The organism is Protofrankia sp. Cas4 (assembly GCF_963555915.1).
Classification (GTDB): Bacteria; Actinomycetota; Actinomycetes; order Frankiales; family Frankiaceae; genus Protofrankia.
In genome coordinates, this window is record NZ_CAUVXL010000061.1 from 1 (window position 1) to 20,303 (window position 20,303).

At 71.2% G+C, this 20,303-nt stretch carries 15 protein-coding genes; 8 read left to right on the forward strand and 7 right to left on the reverse strand.

The window, feature by feature from the left end:
* Both U9979_RS06320 and U9979_RS06325 read left to right on the forward strand, forming a co-directional pair.
* The coding region (locus U9979_RS06320; protein ID WP_322778631.1) for a hypothetical protein at positions 1–183 on the forward strand (183 nt) is incomplete at its 5' end.
* Positions 183–533: a hypothetical protein gene (locus U9979_RS06325; protein ID WP_322778632.1), complete on the forward strand. Its 351-nt coding sequence runs from the start codon at positions 183–185 to the stop codon at positions 531–533. The genes U9979_RS06320 and U9979_RS06325, both read left to right, overlap by 1 nt.
* 202 nt (positions 534–735) lie before the next feature.
* Here U9979_RS06325 and U9979_RS06330 read toward each other — a convergent pair whose 3' ends face one another.
* The 5 genes from U9979_RS06330 to U9979_RS06350 all read right to left on the reverse strand — a co-directional run bounded on the left by U9979_RS06330 (position 736) and on the right by U9979_RS06350 (position 9,208).
* Positions 736–1,911 carry a VWA domain-containing protein gene (locus U9979_RS06330; protein WP_416219575.1) on the reverse strand — a complete coding sequence of 392 codons (1,176 nt, stop codon included), beginning with the start codon at positions 1,909–1,911 and terminating at the stop codon, positions 736–738.
* Positions 1,912–2,011: 100 nt separating this feature from the next.
* Positions 2,012–4,510 (reverse strand): DUF5682 family protein, encoded by a 2,499-nt coding sequence (locus U9979_RS06335; protein WP_322778634.1) that lies wholly within the window; start codon positions 4,508–4,510, stop codon positions 2,012–2,014.
* Complete coding sequence (locus U9979_RS06340) at positions 4,507–5,694, reverse strand: AAA family ATPase (protein ID WP_322778635.1); 1,188 nt, start codon at positions 5,692–5,694, stop codon at positions 4,507–4,509. Before U9979_RS06340 ends, U9979_RS06335 begins: the two co-directional genes overlap by 4 nt.
* A gap of 62 nt (positions 5,695–5,756) precedes the next feature.
* The gene (locus U9979_RS06345) at positions 5,757–7,874 is read right to left on the reverse strand and encodes a DUF5691 domain-containing protein (protein ID WP_322778636.1); all 2,118 of its coding nucleotides are present in this window, start codon (positions 7,872–7,874) and stop codon (positions 5,757–5,759) included.
* Complete coding sequence (locus U9979_RS06350; RefSeq protein ID WP_416219577.1) at positions 7,868–9,208, reverse strand: DMT family transporter; 1,341 nt, start codon at positions 9,206–9,208, stop codon at positions 7,868–7,870. Before U9979_RS06350 ends, U9979_RS06345 begins: the two co-directional genes overlap by 7 nt.
* Between U9979_RS06350 and U9979_RS25100 the strand changes: the two genes are divergently transcribed.
* The 5 genes from U9979_RS25100 (at position 9,207) to U9979_RS06370 (ending at position 14,636) form a co-directional block, all read left to right on the forward strand.
* The gene (locus tag U9979_RS25100) at positions 9,207–9,629 is read left to right on the forward strand and encodes a helix-turn-helix domain-containing protein (protein ID WP_416219570.1); all 423 of its coding nucleotides are present in this window, start codon (positions 9,207–9,209) and stop codon (positions 9,627–9,629) included. The two genes, U9979_RS06350 and U9979_RS25100, sit on opposite strands and share 2 nt — an antisense overlap.
* Positions 9,630–9,671: 42 nt before the next feature.
* A complete protein-coding gene (locus U9979_RS06355; protein ID WP_416219572.1) occupies positions 9,672–10,070 on the forward strand; it encodes a hypothetical protein in 399 nt (132 codons plus the stop codon).
* Between the two features lie 902 nt (positions 10,071–10,972).
* Positions 10,973–12,172 carry a glycosyltransferase family 1 protein gene (locus tag U9979_RS06360; protein ID WP_322778639.1) on the forward strand — a complete coding sequence of 400 codons (1,200 nt, stop codon included), beginning with the start codon at positions 10,973–10,975 and terminating at the stop codon, positions 12,170–12,172.
* Positions 12,173–12,315: 143 nt separating this feature from the next.
* On the forward strand, positions 12,316–13,470 hold the full coding sequence (locus tag U9979_RS06365) for a glycosyltransferase family 4 protein (protein WP_416210638.1): 1,155 nt from the start codon (positions 12,316–12,318) through the stop codon (positions 13,468–13,470).
* Between the two features lie 203 nt (positions 13,471–13,673).
* The gene (locus U9979_RS06370) at positions 13,674–14,636 is read left to right on the forward strand and encodes a glycosyltransferase family 2 protein (RefSeq protein WP_322778642.1); all 963 of its coding nucleotides are present in this window, start codon (positions 13,674–13,676) and stop codon (positions 14,634–14,636) included.
* A gap of 35 nt (positions 14,637–14,671) precedes the next feature.
* Here U9979_RS06370 and U9979_RS06375 read toward each other — a convergent pair whose 3' ends face one another.
* A complete protein-coding gene (locus U9979_RS06375) occupies positions 14,672–17,980 on the reverse strand; it encodes an NAD-glutamate dehydrogenase domain-containing protein (RefSeq protein ID WP_322778640.1) in 3,309 nt (1,102 codons plus the stop codon).
* A 229-nt stretch (positions 17,981–18,209) separates the two neighbouring features.
* On the opposite strand from U9979_RS06375, the gene U9979_RS06380 reads away from it, so the two are divergent.
* A complete protein-coding gene (locus U9979_RS06380; protein WP_416211559.1) occupies positions 18,210–19,283 on the forward strand; it encodes a sugar phosphate nucleotidyltransferase in 1,074 nt (357 codons plus the stop codon).
* A 61-nt stretch (positions 19,284–19,344) separates the two neighbouring features.
* On the opposite strand, the gene U9979_RS06385 is transcribed toward U9979_RS06380, so the two are convergent.
* The gene (locus tag U9979_RS06385; RefSeq protein WP_322778641.1) at positions 19,345–20,211 is read right to left on the reverse strand and encodes a DUF3105 domain-containing protein; all 867 of its coding nucleotides are present in this window, start codon (positions 20,209–20,211) and stop codon (positions 19,345–19,347) included.
* Positions 20,212–20,303 lie beyond the last annotated feature (92 nt).

A 20,303-nucleotide genomic window follows, 5' to 3' on the forward strand; every position in this document is an offset into this window, starting at 1 on the left:
GGGGAGCTGCTGCTCAACGGCGGTGACGGCCTGACCGTCACGACGCGGATATCCAGGTCGTTGGCCGACCAGTTGCACTTCCAGGCGGGCAAGTTGGATGGAGTCGGCCCCGGCTACTACGCCGACGGCGACCAACTCACCCAGATCAACGAGCAGATGAGCGGCATCGAGTTGTGGCCGTGATGGAGAAGATCGAGAGTCCAGTGGCCGAGGGCGTGGTCGTTTGGCGCACGCATGAAGAAGGAGGGCGGAGGTCGGGCCCGCCGACCGCACCCGTTTATATGGCCACGGCGGTGTTCGTCCAGGGGGGCGACGAGGAAGTCCAGCCGGGCTGGCCGGCTTCGGCGGACCAGCTGAGCATCTTGCTGCAGGAGACCGAGCGATTGGACGACAATCATCGGCGTTGTCTGGTGGGATTCCTCGTGCCCGAGTTGGCGCTCCCTCACATGCGTCCGGGAGCCGAACTGCTGGTGCTGGAAGGTCCGCGCACGGTCGCCCGCGTGCGGATCGAGACAGTGCTCGGCCAGGGGTAGAGGGTGCCGGGCTCCGGATCAGGCCGCTGCCGCGAGCCCGGGCATGAGGGCAGGGGGCAGCCACGCGCCGGTGGTGAAGAGCTGCACGAGCGCGTCGAGCTTGTCGCACCCCACTTGCCGACCGTCGAGAGGTAGGACTGGACGACGGCGAAGACTCAGCGTGATCGCCACTGTCCTGGGCAACGGTGTCGGCGGCGGGGGATCAGCCGGGCACGAGGCCGTGGGTGGCGGCCCACCGTCCCACGTCCTCACGTCGCAGTGCCGTCGCCAGTAGTTCGGGGAATGCGTCCGGGGTACAGGCGAACGCGGGCGCGCCGAGTTCGGCGCAGGTCGCGGCGAGCGCATGGTCGTAGGCGGGGGTGCCGTCGTCGGAGAGGGCGAGTAGGACGACGACGCATACCCCCGATTCGACCAACGCCCGCAGCCGGCCGACCAGCGACGACTGGTCCCCACCTTCGATCAGGTCGCTGATCAGTACGAACACGGTGTCGGTAGGTCGGCGCACCAGGGAGGCGCCGTAGCCGACAGCCCGGTCGATGTCGGTACCGCCGCCGAGTTGGATCCCGAACAGTAGGTCGACCGGGTCATCGAGGTCGTCGGTGAGGTCCACCACCGAGGTGTCGAAGACGATCAGCTGGGTCGACACCGCCGTCATCGTCGCCAGGGACGCGCCCAGCACCCCGGCGTAAACGACCGAGGACGCCATGGACCCGGACTGGTCGATGAGCAGGATGACGTCGTGCATCGCGGCGGTGCGCCGCGCCCGGGCGTAGCCGATGAGCCGGTCGATGATGACGGTGCGTTGTTCGGGCTGGTAGTTCCGCAGGTTCGCCAGGATCGTGCGATCCCAGTCGACGTCGGGAAGCCGGGGGGTCCTGGTGCGGGTGGACCGGTTCACCGCGCCGAGAACCGCGGACCGCAGCGACTGTTCCAGACGCCGCTCGATGTCGTCAACGACGCGCCGCACGACCATGCGGGCGGTCTCTTTCGTGCGTTCGGGTAGCGCGGAGCGCAGCGACAACAGCGTGCCCACGAGGTGCACGTCGGGTTCCGCGGCCTCAAGCAGTTCCGGTTCGAGCAGGAGCCGGGCCAACCCGAGCCGGCTGACCGCGTCGCGTTGCAGTACCTGCACGACCGGCGTCGGGAAGTAGTCGCGGATGTCGCCGAGCCAGCGGACCACCGACGGCGCGGACGCGCCCAGCCCGGCTGACCGTTTCCGGCGGCCCTCCTCGCCCGCATTGTCCGCGTCATAGAGGGCGCCGAGCGCAGCGTCGATGTCCGCGTCAGCCTTCGACAGGGTGCCTGCCCCGACGAATGCCATGGCAGCCGGCGCGCCCAGCACCATCCGCCAGCGCCGCAGCCGCTCGGACTCCTCCATCCCGGCCGTGCCGTCGGTGTCGGTGCCGGTCTCCGCCGGAACAGCGTTGCGCGGGACAGAAGCGCTGCGCGGGACGGGAGTGCTGTCGACCGAAGGAACGTCAGCCATGTTCGGGACTCCCTCCTACGCCGGGAATACCCAGTAGCGCGGTGATGGTGGGCAGGACACGCGTGACCCGGTCGAAATCCCAGGCGGCCGGATCGCCCGCCGGCCCGGTGATACCGGCCGCGTTCTGCGCGGGGACCATGCCCGGACCGGCGAGCCCGGTGCCGCCCGCGCCGGGGCGGGGCGACACCGCCCGTACCCGTTCGGCGATCATGCGCCGTTCCGGGATGCTGAAGGCGGCGAACACCCGCCGCAGCGGCGCGAGGACGACGGTGAAGGCAGTGCCGTCAAGCGAGCTCAGCCATGCGTCGATGAGACCGAGCAGCCCCGGGTTGCGGGCCAGTACCGATCCGGAGGCGCCGAGGAAGCCCGCCAGCCACTGGGCGGCGTCGGCCGGAGCGCCGCCGGCCGCGGACAACGCCCGAGCGAGGCGGACCGCGACGTCCGCCGGGTCGATCTCGCCCGCGTCCGACAGGATCCCCGCGCATCTGCCGGTGACCAGACTGTTCCCGCCATAGGCGTCGGCGACGGCGCGAACCGCGGTGTGCCAGTGGCTGACGTGCTCGGGGTCGGCGATCAGCCGGAACGCGGTGTCGGCGGTGTCCAGGGCGGTGGCCATGGTTCTCGCCGCGTCGTCGTCGAGGCTCTGACAGGCCGGGGGCAGCCCTGCGCAGATCCGTACCATCAGGCTTTCGGCCAGCGTGGTGACCAGGGTGGTGTCGGTGGCGCGCACGTCGCCGTAGCGGTGGACGCGGGCCAGCGGTGCCAGCGCCGCCATCAGATGGGCGATGTCGCCGGTGCCGGCGGCGCGGCGTTCGAGCCCCGCAGTGACCGCCGCCAGGGCGTCGGGCAGGCCGGCGAGCACGACCTGTTCGAGCAGGCCGGTGATAGTCGGCAGGTCGGCGGCGTCGCGGGTCTGTTCGGTGACGACCGCGGCGGCCGCGTCGGCGACGGTCGCGCCGTGACGGGCGGCAGCGATCACCGCGACGGCGTACGCCGGATCCCAGCGCAGCGTCCACGCCTCGGCGAAGGTGCCGGTGCTGGCCGTGACCACCGGGGTCCCCCACGGCACGTCGAGCAGCCGCAACCGATGCAGAAGCCGGCTGCGTTCGCGGTCGGTGTCCTTGCGCAGGTCCAGCCGGATGGCGCGATCGGCGGCGGTGGGCTGCAGCCGGAGCCGGCGCTGGGTCCGGGCAAGGTCGGCGGCCAGCGGTACGGCAGGCGCATCGGCGCCGACCGCGCCGAGTACATCGCCGACGACGAGCTGTTCGCGGACGACCTCGAGCGGTACCGGGTCACCGGCGCACAGCCCGGCGAGCACGGCGTCGGTGAGCTCGGTCAGTCCGGGCAGGGAGCGGTCACGCACAGCCGCGAGGGTTTCGGCGAGACGGACGGTTTCGACCACGGACGCGGGGGACGCCGGCAGGTCGGCTGCGCGCAGCAGAGATGCCACCCGGGCCACCCAGCGGGCCGTCACCTGGTCCGGCGCGGACCACAGGTGCTGGTACCAGCCGGGTGAGGTGATGCCCGCGCCGTAGCCGGACGCGGTGGCGAGCAGGGCGTGTGTCCACGGCACCCAGGTGGTCGCCGTGCGCACAGGTCGGGGGCCACGCAGCAGTTCCCGGTCGGCGGTCACTGAGGTCGCTCCAGCCGTCCCGGTCAGCGCCGGGACGTGCCACGCCCCGCAGATCACCGCGATGCGGGCGGCGGCGTCCGCGCCGTTGCCGGCCTTACGGATCTCCAGACGCATGTGCGCCTCACGCATCTGTTCCCGGCGCTGCCGGGCGATCTCGGTGGAGGGCTTGGCGGCACGCAGCTGAGTCATCGCCTCGGCGACTGCGGCGAACAGGGCCAGGGCCTCGCTCCTGCCGCCGGGTCCGCCAGGTCTGTCGGGTCCGCCAGGTCTGTCGGGGTCGACGCGGCGGTGCTCGACGAGGTCCTCCCAGAAGCGCTCCGGGTCGTCGTGCCCGGCGGCCAGCGCCAGCCAGCCGAGCGGGTCGTCGATGAGCGGCGCGGCGGGGACGGGCTCCGCGTCCCCGTCAGCGGTCGACGGGTCCGGATCGACCGGGTCCGAGCCGACCGTGTCCGGATTGGCGCCCTCCGCCGGTCTTTTACTGTGGATCTCGGCCGGGTTGTCAGCCTGTCGGGGCTCGGTGAGCGTTGCGGCCCGCTGCTGGCGGAGCAGCGTCAGGGTGTGCCCGAACGGCAGGTCGATGAACCGGACCGGGATGCCGGCGGCAGCGCCGTGCAGCAACGCCCGCCATTCCGGGGAGAACTCGGCGAACGGCCAGAACGCGGCATCGCGGGGTTCGTCGACGGCGTAGACGGTCAGCGCCACCGGCGGGGTCAGTGAACCGGTGTACGCCAGCGCGCCGTCCCCCTCGGCGGGACCTTCGACGAGGATGAGGTCGGGGTTGATCTCAGCGAGAGCCGCGGCGACCGCCCGCGCGGAGCCCGGCCCGTGATGGCGTATGCCCAGGACGGTGACGCTCATCCGGCGAACGTGTCCGCATCGAGGTCGCGGCAGGCCCGGTACAGGTCTGACCAGCCGCGGCGGCCGCGGACGACGCCTTCGAGATACTCCCGCCAGGCCACCGGGTCGGTCGACGGGTCCTTGACGACGGCTCCGATGAGCACGGCGGCGACATCCTCGGCGGACAGCCTGCCGTCGCCGAAGTGGGTGGCCAGCGTCATCCCGCCGGTGATCACGCTGATCGCCTCGGCGGTGGACAGCGTCGAGGTCGGCGTCTTCAGCGTCGTGCGGCCGTCGACGGTGACCCCCGCGCGCAGCTCCCGGAATATCCGCACGACGCGCCGGACCTCGACGTCGGCTGGTGGTTCGGCGGGCAGGTCCAGGGCGCGGCCGAGGTCGGCGACGCGGCGGGTGACGATCTCGACCTCGGCGTCCTCGGTCGCCGGAAGTGGGAGGACGACGGTGTTGAACCGGCGCCGCAGCGCCGACGACATCTCGTTGACTCCGCGGTCACGGTCGTTGGCGGTGGCGATCACGTTGAATCCGGCGACGGCCTGCACCTCGTCGGCGAGCTCCGCGACGGGAAAGGTCTTCTCCGAGAGCACGGTGATGAGCGCGTCCTGGACCTCGGCGCCCATCCGGGTGAGTTCCTCCACCCGGACGATGGCGCCGCGGGTCATCGCGCGCATCACCGGGGAGGGCACCAGCGCCTCCGGAGATGGTCCCTCGGCGATGAGCCGGGCGTAGTTCCAGCCATAGCGGACCGTGTCCTCGGACGTGCCCGCGGTGCCCTGGACGACCAGGGTGGAGTCGCCACATACCGCGGCGGCGAGATGTTCCGACAGCCATGACTTCGCCGTGCCCGGACTGCCTAGGAGCAGCAGCGCCCGGTCGGTGGCGAGGGTGGCGACGGCGACCTCGACGAGCCGCCGGGCACCGATGTACTTCGGGGTGATGACGGTGCCGTCGCCGAGGGTGCCGCCGAACACGTATGTGACGACGGCCCAGGGGGACAGTTTCCAGGACGGCGGCCGGGGCCGGTTGTCGGTGGCGGCGAGTGCGGCCAGTTCGGCGGCGAAGGCCCGCTCGGCGTGCGGGCGCAGCAGCTGGGGGCTGGAACCAGCCGCATCATCCGCGACCGGCGCGCTGCCGTGGGTAGCGCCGCCGTGGGTGGCGGTGGCGGTTGTTGCTGTCGACGTGGTCATGACAGAACCTTTCTGCGGGGCGAACGGTGTACCAGGACGGGATGGCGAAGCGGTCGCCGGCCTCAGCTGGGATGTCCCGACCGGGACAGGAGGGTGTCGCGGCGGGTTCGTCGGTCGCTGATCGTGGCGACCAGCCGCTGGTGGTCGGCGAACATCTCGGTCCGTATGGTCGCCGGGTCCAGGTCGGGGAGGCCCACGTCCGGATGCAGGCGGTGGGCGACGCCGGTCAACAGCGCCCGTTCCCACGCCTGCGCCCGTGCACCCGCGCCGGGGTCGTCGATCGGCTCGGTGAACAGCGCGGCCAGCGTCGAGCCTGCGGCCCGGGTGAACTCGGCGGACCACCGGCCGCTGACAGCGGCGAGAATCGTCATGGAGCGCTCCCGGCCGGGGTTGCCAGCGCGGTCGGGGCGACCGGATCGGGACCAGACGCTCTTGGGCGCCACGTTGGGCGCCACGTTGAGCGCCACGTTGGGCGCCACGTTGAGCGCCACGTTGAGCGCCCGGGTGCGGTCGGGTTCGGCTAGGCAGTCGATCAGTATCGCCTGGTGGTTCGGGCCGACCCGGGGGATCAGTGCGAGTGCCCACTCGGCGTCGCGGTGTCGAATGACCGGCTGGATCAGGCATTCAGGAATACTGATCGAGGCAGGGGCCGCGGTCGGCTCCCAGACGACCTTGGCGCTCAGGAACCGCTCTGGGGGCAGGCCGGTGCGTTCGGTCCACAGCCGGGGGTCGACGCGGTTCAGCTCCGCGGCCAGCAGCCTCGCATACACGTCCGAGATGCTGTCGCGCGGTTGGCGTGCCTGTCCGTCCGTGATGCTGATGCCGTCGCGGGTCATCTCCTGCGTGCACAGCGTCGGTGGCCGGATGCGAAGCTTGCGACGGCTTACCACGATGGTTTCCGCGGTGCGGGCGGCGGCGCGTGCCTCGAATCGGGTGTCGGGCAGCATGAGCAGCACACCGACGGCGGCCGCGCGCACGTCGGCGCGTCGGTCGTCGAGGGCTGCTTCCAGCAGCTCCTCGTCCCACGGCCCGAGACCGACCCGCAGCGCCTCGATGAACCCGAGGCGTTCGGCGCCACTTGCTGTCCGAAACGGTGCGAAGGGCTGGTCGGCTGGGGATGGCGCGCTGCCCGTCGCGTCGCGCAGCAGGCCGACGGCAACAGCCGGATCGCGCTGGCGCAGGGCGTTGATGAGCGAACGCCGCGCTGGCGCGGTCGCGGTCGACCAGCCGGCGGGGTTGGTGATCGCGGCCCAACCGCCATCCGGATGTAGTGCGGCGAACCAGCGGCCGCGCGGGCCGAGGATCCGGCCCAGCCGTCCGCGGATCGCGACCGAGCGTCGGCCGAGGTTGATCAGCGGGCACAGCAGGCTGTCCGGAGGGCGCCAACCGCCCTCGGCGAGCAGATCCAGCCATTCTTCGAGGGCCGCCGTATCGGCGGCGGACAGCTCGGTTGTGAGCGTGAGCGCTGCGGCACGCGGGCAGGGCGGCGGCTCGTCGACAGGAGCCGCAGGCGGGGCTGCCACCTCGGCGGCGTCGGCGGGGAGCTGCCCGGCACGGCGCGTCACCGCGGCGAGCGCGGCAAGCCGTAACAGGCGCCGCGCAGCCTCGCTTCCACCGAGCCCGTCGTTTCCGTTGAGCCCGTCAATGGCGGGCCGGTCCGCCGGGTCGGGCAAGCAGGGGATGGTCGGGGGTGGGCGGCGGTCCGCGCCGACGACCGCCGCGTCGACCAGATCCGCCCAACCTGGGGTCGGCACAGGGCATCTCGGGGTCGGCACAGGGCATCCCGACGCGGGCGCAGGGATGGCGTCGCCGGCCGACGGGTCGCAGGCCGGTTCCCCGCCGGGGGCTGTGATGCCGGCGGACCGCTCCAGGTCTCGCGACGGCGTTGCGGTCAGCGGGGTCAGCGCGAACGAGTCCCATTCCGCGACTACGTCGAGCCCGCGCCCACCACCGACGGCGAGCAGCTGCCATCCCCATTCAGGGGTGGCATCGGCGGCGAGCGGCAGCGCCTCGCCTTTTCGGTCCCGCAGCAGCCAGCCGCCGCCCCGCATGGTCTCCAGGTCTGCATCAATCGGTTTTCTGATCTCGGCTGTGGGTGCCGCGATGTGCCCATGCTGTTCCGTGTTCCGTTCGTCTTGTTGCCGTGTGCTGCACGTCCAGCTGGGCGTGCAGGTCACCATGCCTTTCTTTTCGGGCTGCGTCGTTGTCCGGTGCGACCTGTCGGGTGTGGGTCCGTGCTGGTGCTGGTTGTTGTCTGCGGGTCTGTAGTTTCGTCGACGTTGTGTGCGTCCGACGGTTGATCGGTGCGTCGACAGTGAGGAAACGCCATTGCCCGCATTCCGTGATCGCTGGGATCTGTGTGTGCCTCGGTGACACGGGTGTTCGCTGTCCGGCCGCGCCGGTGGCTTCGGCCGCGGGTACGGTCCGGTGCGTCTCCGGTTGACGCGTCTCCGGTCGCGGTCTTGCCGGTGGCCCCTGTCGATGCTGGGGCCGGGCGCGGGCGCGGGCGCGGTGGGCGGGTGAGGGCCGCCCCGCCAATGATCATCACTCCACCGACGATCGCCCCCGGGCTGACCGGTTCGGACAGGGCGACGGCGCCGAGCGCCGTCGACCACAGCGGCACCAGGTAGGTGACGGTCGAGGCCACTGTCGCGCCGGCCGCGCGGATCACGCTGAAATTCAGCAGGTAGGCCACGCCCGTCCCGACCGCGCCGAGCACGAGTAGGGCGAGCCCGGCCTCCGCTCCCGGCCAGTGCGGCGCGCCGCTGGCCAGCGGGCAGACCAGGGCCAACTCGACCGTGGCGCAGCCGATCTGCATCGCCGAGAGCGTGATTGCCGACTCGCCCCCGCCGGCTAGGAAGCGCCGGGTGTAGGCGAACCCCGCCCCATAGCAGGCCGTCGCGCCGATGCACGCGAGGCCGCCGGTCCGCGTCCCGCCGTGCAGCCCGTGCAGCCCGTGCCAGATGCCGAGCACGACCAGGACTCCGACGAAACCCAGCGCCAAGCCGAGCAACCGCCGCGGTCCGGGATGTTCGCCCGGCACCAGCGCGAAGACGAACAGCAGCGTGGTGAGCGGCGTTGTCGCGTTGAAAATGCCCGCGAGCAGTGAGGAGACCTGGGTCTCGCCCCAGGCCAGCAGTACGAATGGTACGGAGTTGAGTAGCGCGGCGACCACCACCACGTTGCCCCACGTCGCGGCGGACCGGGGCAGTCGCTGCCCGGTCGCGACGAACATGACGCCGAGTGTCAGCGCGCCGAACAGGCATCGCCAGAGCGCCACCCACATCGGCGGGACGTCCGCGTCGACCGCGACCTTGATGAGCGCGAAGCTCGATCCCCAGATCGCCGAGAGCAGGATGAAGCCCGGCAACCAGCCGATCTGGGTGCGTTGATCGGTCACCTCGGTCGTCCTCTCGTCGTCCTGGCCAGCGTGTTGTGGGCCTGACGCGATGCTCGCGAGTCCCGCATGATGTGTCCAACAAGCGACGGCACCTGATCTATGAGAGAGATTCATGACGGTCACTACCGGCCAGCTGCGCGCGGTCGTCGCGGTCGTCGCGGTCGTCGACGACGGTGGCTTCAGTGCTGCGGCGAAGGGCCTCGGGATCAGCCAGTCGGCGGTGTCGCACGCGGTTGCGGCGTCCGTCCCGAGAAATGCGTGGATCGCCTCGCCGACATCCTTCGGCCGCTCCTCCTGCGGGAAGTCCCCGCACCCGGGCAGAACCAGCAGCCGCGCCCCGGGGATGAGTTCGGCGAAGCGGTGCCCGGTCGACACCGAGACCAGCGGGTCGTTCTCCCCGAAGATGAGCAGGGTCGGAACGTCCAGCCCGCGAATGGGCTCCGTGAGCGCGTCGAACGAGTCACCGAAGCTACGCCGGACGTCCAACCCGACCCGGGCCATCGTCTGCCCCCGGGCCTGGACCTGGGCGAAGTAGCGGTCCGTCGCGACCGGGTCGACCTCGTGGCCGGGTGTTGGTATGGACGCGGGTGGGGTGTTGCTGCTCGCGACGGGTGCGGGTGCGCCGGTGGGGGCGACGGTGATTGCCGAGGGTGTCGTAGTGGCTACCATGGGGGGTCTTGCTGTCGTCGGTTATGCCGAAAAGTACAAGAATGATCTTTTTGAGGTGTGGGATGATGTGCGGGCGAGTAGCGCCGATTCGTGTGAGCTGAACAGTTTCGACGGGGCGACCGAGGTCCTGATGGCTGATGGCAGCCGGAAACCGATCCGGGATGTGATGGTGGGGGATCGGGTGCGGGCGATGGATCCGGCGACCGGTCGGACCGAGGATCACACGGTGACGGCTGTGATCGTGGGGGAGGAGGACGGGATGCGGTCGATGACGATCTGGCAGCCTGACTGGTGGTTCGGTCGGTGACCGTCTGTCAGATGTGTCGCCGCTGCGATCCGTATAGTGATTGTTATGATTTGTGGTGATTTGGTCAGGCGAAGCCGGCTGCCGGCGCCCGGCACTGGTGTGGGGGTAGGGCTGGCCGCCGCGAGTGCGCTGGTTCTCCTCGTGGGCTGCTCGCCGGACTCCAAACCGGTGAGTGAGCCCAAAACTGTGCTGTCGACGGCGCCTGCCTCTCCCAATGGGGCGGAGGTGGCGGTTGACCGTGCTGGCGACGCGCCGAGCGCCACGCCGAGCGGTCCGTCCGTGGCCCCGTCGTCCGATGGCGGGACGGGTTCTCCGACGCCGGGCACGACAACTGCGGCTGATCGTCGTGCGGTCGCCGGTGGTCGTCCCGGTGGTGGTGGCAAGCTGGCCGTCGCAGGCTCGCAACCGACGTCGCGGCCGCGACGTCCAGAGGTGCGGCCGGTTGGTCCGCCGCCGGTGGTGCCGTTCGATGCGAGGCCGCGGGCGGTGAATCCCGAGGGCGGGCCGCCGATTCGCAACCCACCGGTGCCGACCTTTATGGGCGGGCCGACGGCGACGAGCGTGCAGGCGACGACCAGCGTGCCGACAGCGACCAGAGTGCAGGCGACGCCTTCTCCGTAGCCGCAGGATGTACGCCGCGGCGCTGGCAAGATCGGCGTGAGTTTGTCGTTAGGTACGCCTATTCGGCCGTAAAGCGTACACAGCGACAAACATATGCCGATCATCGCCGTGGCCGCACCGGTGGATGGGCCGATCATGGCCGTGGCAGCCCCGGTGGATGGGCCGATCATGGCCGTGGCCGCCCCGGTGGATGGGCCGAGACGCGGCGGATGGGGCCGAGCCACGGCGGACGCGACGTGCGATGGTTGACGTCGGCGATCAATACGCAAGGATGCTCGTTTGTGCGGGTCGGATTCTTAGTTGAGCAGATGCTGGCGCCGGTGCCGGGCGGAACGGGGCGTTACTCCGCTGAGCTCGCCGCCGCGCTCGCCAGGACGGCGCGGCCGGGCGAGGCGGTCATCAGCTGGTGTGCCTGGCGGGGAGAACGCGAAGCGGACGGCGCGGCGGTGCCGGGCGTGGTCGGTCCCATCCGGCTGCCGCTGCCCCGACGCGGTCTTGCCACCGCATGGCTGCGCGGCTATGGGCCGGCGCCGAGCGCTGTGGGGATTGTGCACGCCCCCACGCTGCTCGTCCCGCCGCGGCGGCACGGGGTGCCGCTCGTGGTGACGATCCACGACGCCGTGCCGTGGACCCATCCGCACACCCTGAGCACCCACGGCGCCCGGTGGCACCGCCAGATGGGCGCGCGCGCGGCCCGCCAGGCCGATGCCGTGATCGTGCCGACCAGGGCCGTCGCCGCCGAACTTCGGGCACATCTGCCGATCCCGGCCGACCGGCTGCACGTCATCGGCGAGGGCGTGGCCGAGGCGGTCGTGACCATCCCGGCGGACGCAGATGCCCGCGCCGCCCGGCTCCGCCTTCCAGGCGGCGGGTATCTGCTCACCCTGGCCACCCTCGAGCCCCGCAAGGGCCTGGACACCGTCCTGGCCGCGCTGGCTGAGCTGGCCGCGTTGGCTGAGCTGGCTGAGCCCGTCGGGCCTGCCGCGTCCGCTGCGCCCGACCTGCCCCTGGTGCATGTCGGTTCACCCGGTTGGGGTGGGCTGGACCTGCGGGTCGAAGCCGCGCGGGTGGGCCTGGACCCGGCCCGGATCCATTCGTTGGGGCGTCTTGAGGACGCGGACCTCGCGGTGGTGCTGTCACGGGCCACCGCACTGCTCGCGCCGAGCCGCTCAGAGGGCTTCGGGCTGCCGATCGTCGAGGCGATGGCCCATGGCGTCCCCGCGATCGTCTCCGACATCCCCGCGTTCGCCGAGGTCGGGGGGGACGCCGTCGTGACCGTGCCGGTGGCGGACCCGGGGGCGCTCGCCCGCGCGGTCACGGCCGTGGTCACCGACGAGGGCCTGCGGCGCCGGCTGGCCGCGGACGGACGGGCGAGAGCGGCCGCTTTTACCTGGAATGGGGCGGCAGAGACCGTCTGGTCCCTCTACCGTCAACTTACCGACTCCCGGGCCTTGACCACCAAGGATCGGGGGCGGGCGTAGTCTTGCCAGCGGGCCGAAGACGGCGCAATTATGGATCTTCCAGCGTCGCCGGTGGCCCTAAGGAATCTAGGTGGGTCGACGGGCGTGCGATCATGATTCTTCTCGCGCACCCGGAGGCCCCAAGCAGCCTAGCGGTGCGAAACATGCCGCCAGTCGGAAGGAGCGCCGTGTCTCCCCGGGTGCTCGTCGACGCCACCGCGGTCCCAGCCGATCGCGGCGGCGTCGGTCGCTATGTCGACGGTCTGGTGGCTGCCCTGGATGCGGCAGGCGCTGACCTGGCTCTCGTCTGCCAACGATCCGATTACGAACGGTACGGCCGGATGGCGCCCCACGCCAACGTGGTGCCGGGGCCGGCCGCGATCGCGCACCGGCCGGCCCGCCTCGCCTGGGAACAGACCGGCCTGCCGCTGGTCGCCCATCAGGTGGGGGCGCAGGTCATCCATTCGCCGCACTACACGATGCCGCTGCGCACATCCCAGCCCGTGTGCGTGACCATCCACGACGTCACGTTCTTCACAGAGGCGGAGATGCACACCGCCGTGAAGGGGACGTTCTTCCGTTCGGCGATGCGCACCGCCGTGCGTAAGTCGAAGAGGATCATCGTTCCGTCCAAGGCCACCCGCGACGAGCTGATCCGGGTCCTCGAGGGTGACTCGACTGCGACGGATGTCGCCTACCACGGGGTGGACACGTCGACCTTCCACCCGCCCACCGAGGAGGACAAGCGCCGGGTCCGCCTTCGGCTCGGTCTGGCTGACAGCCGCTACGTCGCCTTCCTCGGCATGCTCGAGCCGCGCAAGAACGTGCCGAACCTGATCCGTGGCTGGGCCGAGGCCGTCCACGGGCGCCCTGATGCGCCCGCACTGGTGCTTGCCGGCGGTTCGGGCTGGGACGACGACGTGGATGCCGCGGTCGCCTCGGTCCCGTCCCACCTGAAGGTCATCCGACCAGGCTACCTGCGGTTCTCCGACCTTCCCGGCTATCTGGGCGGCGCATTGCTGGTCGCTTACCCCTCCCACGGGGAGGGGTTCGGGCTGCCCGTGCTGGAGGCGATGGCCTGTGGCGCGCCCGTACTGACGACGCCGCGGCTCTCGCTGCCCGAGGTGGGCGGCGACGCCGTCGCCTACACCCAGCCGGACATCGACTCGATCGCCCACGAGATGCGTGCGCTGGTCGACGACGCCCAGCGGCGCGGCGCCCTGGCCCAGGCCGGGCTCACCCGCGCCCGGGAGTTCACCTGGGCGGCGAGCGCCGAGGCGCACCTGGCGAGCTACGCGCGGGCAGTCGCCGACAGCTGACCCGACAGTCCGCACCTGCCCCCTGCCGTTTGGCCAGCAGGCCCGACCCCCCGGCGCGCGACCGTCGCCGCGCCGGTGGCATCCTGGCCAACACGGTTCAGGGGAGAGCTGGGCGCACGCGCGCCGGCATGGGATGGGCCAGTGAGGGCGGGTCGGTGAACGTGCAGGACGTGGCGGCTTCGGCGCGGCCGCTTGATTATCAGGTGGATCATCAGGGTGGGCGGTCGGATGCTGATGTCGCCGAGCCGCAGATCCGTATCGTGGTCGTGGCCTACCATTCTGGTGAGGTGCTTGGTCCGTTCATGGACTCCCTGACCAAGGCCACGGTGCAGCCGTACGAGGTGGTTGTCGTGGACAACTCCCCGGAGCTGGACGCGGGTACCGCCGCGGTGGCCGAGCGCGAGGAAGTCCGGTTACTGCGTACCGGGCGCAACCTCGGGTACGGCAGCGCGATCAACCGGGGGGCGGCCGGCGCCGGCGCGCCGTGGCTGGTCGTGGCCAACGCCGACATCGCGTTCACGCCCGGATCGCTCGACGAACTCCTGGAGGTGTCGAGCCGCTGGCCGGGGGCCGGGGCCTTCGGCCCGGCCATCACGAACCCGGGTGGCGTGCTCTACCCGTCCGCCCGCGAACTTCCCTCGTTGCGGCGTGGGATCGGCCATGCCCTGCTCGGCTGGTGCTGGCCGACGAACCCGTGGACGACGGCCTACCGCCGGGACCGGGCCACCCCGGTCGAGACGACCGCCGGCTGGCTGTCGGGGTCATGCCAGCTGCTGCGGCGTCGGGCCTTCGAGGCGGTCGACGGGTTCGACGAGGCGTACTTCATGTTCATGGAGGATGTGGATCTGGGCCGGCGGCTCGGGTTGCTCGGCTGGCAGCTGGTCTACGTACCCACCGCCGTCGTGGAGCACCTGGGCGGCCACTCCACCAAGCGCACCTCGCGGCGGATGGTGATCGCGCATCACCGCAGCATGCTCCGCTACCTGTCCCGGCAGTACCCCGGGCCCGGGTACCTGCCGCTGCGGCTTGCCCTCGGGGTGGGTCTGGGATTTCGGCTGCTCCTCGCCCTCGCGCTCGCGGGCGACAGCGCGGGTGCCCGCGCGACGCGCTCCGCCGACGACCTCCCGTCCAGCGGTGGTCCGGACACCGGCAGAACCCGGGTCTGACCGGGCATAGGTTCCGAGCCGGCGGGGCGCATCGGTCAGCGTCTGGGGATCAGCTCGCTCAGCCGACCGGCCACGACGGAGATCATGGCGCTGGACAGGCGCGGTGCCGCGGTCACGTCGTCGACGACGGCGCGTACCCGGTCGGCCCGGGCTCCGGTGGTGATCCGGTCGATGGCCGCGTCCAGGTCGAACTCGGGTGTGGCCATGGCCGCCTCGGTCAGCTCCGACCGGGCGCGGGCGACGTCCGCCCGCAGGGTCGCGGCCGCGATGTGCTCCCAGTACGACTGACCCGGCAGCTGCGCACCGCGGCCGATGAGGTGTGCCAGGCCCAGGCGTCCCAGGCCCAGATTCGTTCCGATGGCGGTGTAGACGTGCAGTACGTCTCCCGGTTCGAGGTCGTTGCGCAGGGCCACGTCGACGATGTCGAGTGCCGGGCTCATCGCGTCGAGCCACGCGACGCGCTCGGCCAGCCGCGCTGGCAGGCCGCGCTCGTAGAGCTGCTCGGCCAGTGCCAGGATGCCGGCCAGTTCCTGGTCGGATCCGACGGTGGCGAGCACGGCGGGCAGGGCCGCCGCAACATCCCGCATGCCGTCGGCGTATCGGGTGATCTCCGCTTCGATGTCCAGCGGCGACCGGCGGGCCCGCAGCAGCCACAGCGCGGATTCCTCGTGGACGAAGTGACAGTGCAGCAGCGCCTCGGCGGTGGGGTCGGTGGAGCCCACGGCCGGGCGGGTGCGGCTGCCCTCCCCGAGGCAGTGGACGTCCATGGCGTCCCAGATGTCGGTGAGGCCGAGCAGGTCGCGGGTGATGACGAAGGCCCGGGTGCCCTGGACGGTGTCCGCGCCGGTCAGCTCACGCAGCCGAAAGAGGAAACCGGCGCCGACCCGGTCGATGATCGAGTTGGCGAGCTGGGAGGCGATGATCTCCCGTCGCAGCGGGTGGCGGTCGAAGTGTTCGCGCAGCGTCCCCCGCAACGAGGCCGGCAGGTAGGCATCCAGGGTGGGCCCGCCGACCGGCTCGTCGGGCAGGCCTGAGGCCAGCAGCGACCGGGCAACCATCCGTTTGGCGTAGGCGTGCAGGACGGCGATCTCCGGCCGGGTGTAGGTCCGTCCCTTGGCAAGCCGGTTGCCGAGCTCTTCGGTGTCCGGCAGGGTCTCGACATCCGGGTCGATCTCGCCGGTCTCCACCAGATGGGTGATGAGCCGGGACAACCCGTCCGCCATGGACATGGCATGGCGTTCGGCCGCGCTCAGCGCCAGGGCCTGGCGGGCGGAGTCGACCAGAACCGCTCGGGTGACGTCGTCGGTGGCCGATGCCAACAGCCGTTCGCGGTCGACCCGGTCGATCGCTCCCTTGCTGATGGCCAGGTCAAGGCCGATCTTGAGATTGACCTCGCGATCGGAGCAGTTCACCCCGGCGGAGTTGTCCACGAAGTCGGTGTTGCAGCGACCGCCGTGCATGGCGAACTCGACCCGGGCGGCATCGGTGAGGCCGAGGTTCCCGCCCTCGGCCACGACCCGGGCGCGCAGCTCGACCGCGTCGACCCGCATCCCGTCCCGCGCCTTGTCCCCGACCGCGCCGTGTTCCTGCGTACTGGCTTTGACCCAGGTGCCGACACCGCCGTTCCACAGCAGGTCGACCGGTGCGCGCAGCACCGCCCGGACCACGGCGTCGGCGGGCAGCGCATCGTCGCCGACCCCGAGCAGTTCCCGTACCTGTTCGGTCAGTTCGATCTGCTTGGCCGACAGCGCGAACACACCACCGCCGGGCGACAGCGCGGAGCGATCGTAGTCGTCCCAGCTGCTCCCGGGCAGCGCCGCGAGGCGTTCGCGCTCGGCGAACGAGCGGGCCGGGTCGGGGTCGGGGTCAAGAAAAATGTGACGATGATCGAATGCGGCGACCAGGCGGAGGTAGCGGGAGAGGAGCATGCCGTTGCCGAAGACGTCCCCGGACATGTCGCCGATGCCGACGACGGTGAGCGGTTCGCGGTCGGCGTCCACGCCCAGTTCGGTGAAATGACGGCGAACGGACTCCCACGCGCCCCGGGCGGTGATGCCCAGCGCCTTGTGGTCGTACCCGGTGCGGCCACCCGAGGCGAACGCGTCACCGAGCCAGTACCCGCTCGATCTCGCCACCTCGTTGGCGAGATCGGAGAAGCGCGCCGTGCCCTTGTCCGCGGCGACCACGAGGTAGCTGTCCGGCCCGTCATGGCAGATCATGCCCGGGCTGCGGACGGTTGCGCCGTCGACCCGGTCGTCCACGAGGGCCAACAGCGCCCGCATGAACTCCGCGTAGCAGGACCGGGCCAGCGTGGCGAGCTCGTCGGGGTCCGACGGCGGACGGCGCAGCACGAAGCCGCCCTTGGCACCGTCCGGCACGATGATGGCGTTCTTGACCCGCTGGGCCTTCATCAGGCCGAGAATCTCGGTGCGCAGGTCCTCCTGGCGGTCGGACCACCGGATGCCGCCACGGGCCAGCGCAGCCCCGCGAAGATGCACCGCGTCGAACAGCCCAGAACTGACGAAGGTTTCCGCCTCGGGCACCGGCGGCGGCAACCAGAGCAGTCCGCCTGAGGCGATCTTGAGGGCGAGTGTCGCCGGGGTGTCCACCCCGGACACGGAGTGCGGGTAGAACGTCGTGCGCACAACGGCGAGGACGAGGTCCCGCAACCGGCGGAGGACCATGTCGTCGTTGATGCCGGTCACCCACCCCAGCGCGTCCTCCAGCCGCGCGTGCAGCCGCCCGGTCTCCGTGGGACTCACCCGTGCCGGGTCCATCCGGGCGTGGAACAGTGCGACGAGATCGTGCGCATAGGACGGGTGGGCAGTCAGGACGCGGTGGGCGTAGCGGGTTCCCAGCGACGTTCCAGCCAGGCGCAGGTAACGGAACAGGGCCCGCAACAGCCCCACCTCCCGGGCGGTGAGCCCGGCGGTCAGCACGAGTGAGTCGAGGCTGTCGCTGTCGATGTCCCCGCGTGCGAGGCCCGCCAGAATGCCGCGCAGCCCGTCCATCTGCCTGAGGGCGGCGTCGGCGAGCGCCGGTGTGGCGCGCACGTGGTACTCGTCCAGGCTGACGGTGCCCCCGAGCGGGCCCGGCTGGCTCGGCAGCCAGCGATGGGTCGTCGCGCGTAGGCCGAGGTTGGTGAGCACGGGTACGACATCGGCTATGGGTGGACCCTCGCCGTGCCAGGCGAGCCACACCGCCAGGGTGGCGGGACCACCGTCGTCGGTGCGGGCGGCGGCAAAACCCGGTTCCCCACCGTGGAGCAGCGCGGCCGTAGCTGCCTCGGCGCCCGTGCGGGCGTCGCCGGGAGAGACCCGGTAGCGGACAGGTTGCTGGCGCACCACGTCTTCAGCATCGCCAGTTGGGCTCGTGCGCGCACTCCGGCGTGCCGGGGCCGGTGAACAGGGCCGGTGAACAGGGCCGGTGAACAGGGCCGGTGAACAGGGCCGGTGAACGAGGCGGATCCGGCAGCTGTGCCCAGCCTGGTCGGCAGGTGTCCGCGACGCGACGCCATGGAGGTATGCCGACATCGTGCACCAGCCGGTGCGGCCTCTGGGACACTCACGCGTCATGGACGCTGTGATGCTGGTCGGAGGACAGGGTAGTCGGCTGCGCCCGCTGACGATGTCAGCACCGAAACCGATGCTTGCGGTCGCCGGCGTTCCGGTGACCGCCCACATGCTTGCTCGGGCGCGTGACGCGGGCATCACCCGTGTTGTTCTCGCCACCTCATACCGGGCCGAAGTGTTCGAGGAGTACTTCGGCGACGGCTCCGCACACGGTCTGGAGCTGGAGTACGTCACCGAGACCGAGCCGCTGGGAACCGGCGGTGCGATCCGCAACGTCGCGTCACGGCTGCGCGGTGGTCCGGGCGACCCGGTGGTCATCTTCAATGGCGACATCCTGTCGGGTCTGGACATCGTCGCGTTGGTGCGCCGGCACCGGGACGCCGACGCGGCCGTCACCCTGCATCTGACTGAGGTCGGTGACCCCCGTGCCTTCGGCGTGGTCCCCACCGATGCCGACGGCCGCGTCACCCAGTTCCTGGAGAAGACCCCCGATCCGCCGACCAACCGGATCAATGCGGGCTGTTACGTCTTCCGGCGGTCAGTGATCGACGACATTCCGGCCGGCCGGCCGGTCTCGGTCGAGCGGGAGACCTTTCCGGGGTTGCTGGCGTCCGGCGTTCTCGTCGTCGGCTACGTCGACAGCACGTACTGGCTGGATCTGGGTACCCCGGAGGCGTTCATCCAGGGTTCCCGCGACCTGGTGATGGGACGGATCACATCCTCCGCACTGCCGGGACCCGTCGGTGACCAGCTGGTGCTGGCCGGCGCGTCCGTCGCCGCGGACGCGAAGATCAGCGGGGGGGCGGTGGTGGGTGCCGGCGCCGTGGTGGGTTGCGGCGCCACGGTGGACGGTGCGGTGCTCTTCGACGGTGCGGTCATCGGTGACGGTGCGGTGGTGCGTGGATCGGTCGTCGGCGCCGGCGCGGTCATCGGTGCACGGGTGTCACTGGACGGGGTCGTCGTGGGCGACGGCGCGCGGATCGAGCCCGACAACGAGCTGCGGGCTGGTGTCCGGGTGTTTCCCGGGGCGGTCCTCGGCGCGGGCGCGATCCGCTTCAGCTCGGACCGCGCCTGACCGCTGTGCCAGCCGACGCTGATGCCCGGGTTCCCCCGGGACATCAGCGTCGGCGCCGGGGTTACGGCGTGGAGGTGGCCGCGCCCGCCGGGGCGGACGTGGCGGTACCGGTATCCGATCCGGCGCTCGGCGCGGTGCCGGCCTGGGTGTTGCCGGCCTGGGTGTTGTCGGCCTGTGCGCTGCTGCCGGCCTGCGCGGTGCCGGCGATGGTCGGGCTCAGGTCGAGCGGGCCGCCGGACGCACCGGACTCGGACGCGGTGGGGGACGCCCACGCCGCGCCGGCCGGGCTCGGGTTGGCGTAGGTCTTCACGAACTCCTTGATGGCCGACTCCGACACGGTCGCGCATCGCTGGGTGCGGTCCCACGCCGTCAGCACGAAGTGCTTGTTGTCGGCGAACTCGCTGCGTGCCCAGGGGACGGCGATGAACCGGTTGCCGGCCGCGTCCGCGGCGGTACGCAGCGCGGTGACCTGGTCGTCAGGGAGTTTCGCGTCGTACCAACCGATGATGAAGCCGTGTTCCAGGTTGTGGACGGCGCGCTCGATCCGCAGGTTGGGGATGCGCTCGTAGAAGCGGTAGGCGTCCGGTAGCGGGCTGGCATCGTGGTTACCCGACGACGGCGGCGCGAGGTCGTAGTTGACCGGCTGGTTGGCCGCGACGTGGGTGTTGCCGCGGGAGGCGTCGTTGACGACTCCGGTACACCCGGCCGCGGTCGCCGCCGCGCTCGCCGCGGTGACGTGACCGACCGAGTGGGACTCATCCTTCGCCTGGTTGGCCACCAGCGCGTAGACGATGATGCCGGCCAGCACCGCGACTGCGACCAGGCCGCCGGTTCCGTAGATCAGAAAGGAACGCCGGCGTTCCTGGCGCCGTTGTTCCCGCCGGAGCGTATCGAGTCTTGCGTTGCGTTCCGCACTCTTTTTTCCCACGGCGCAGGATCCTACGGAGGGCCGGTGGTCGCCCGCGCACCTCGTCCCCGCCGAACCCGCCAGGCGCTCTAAGAGGACGTCTTGTTCAGGTA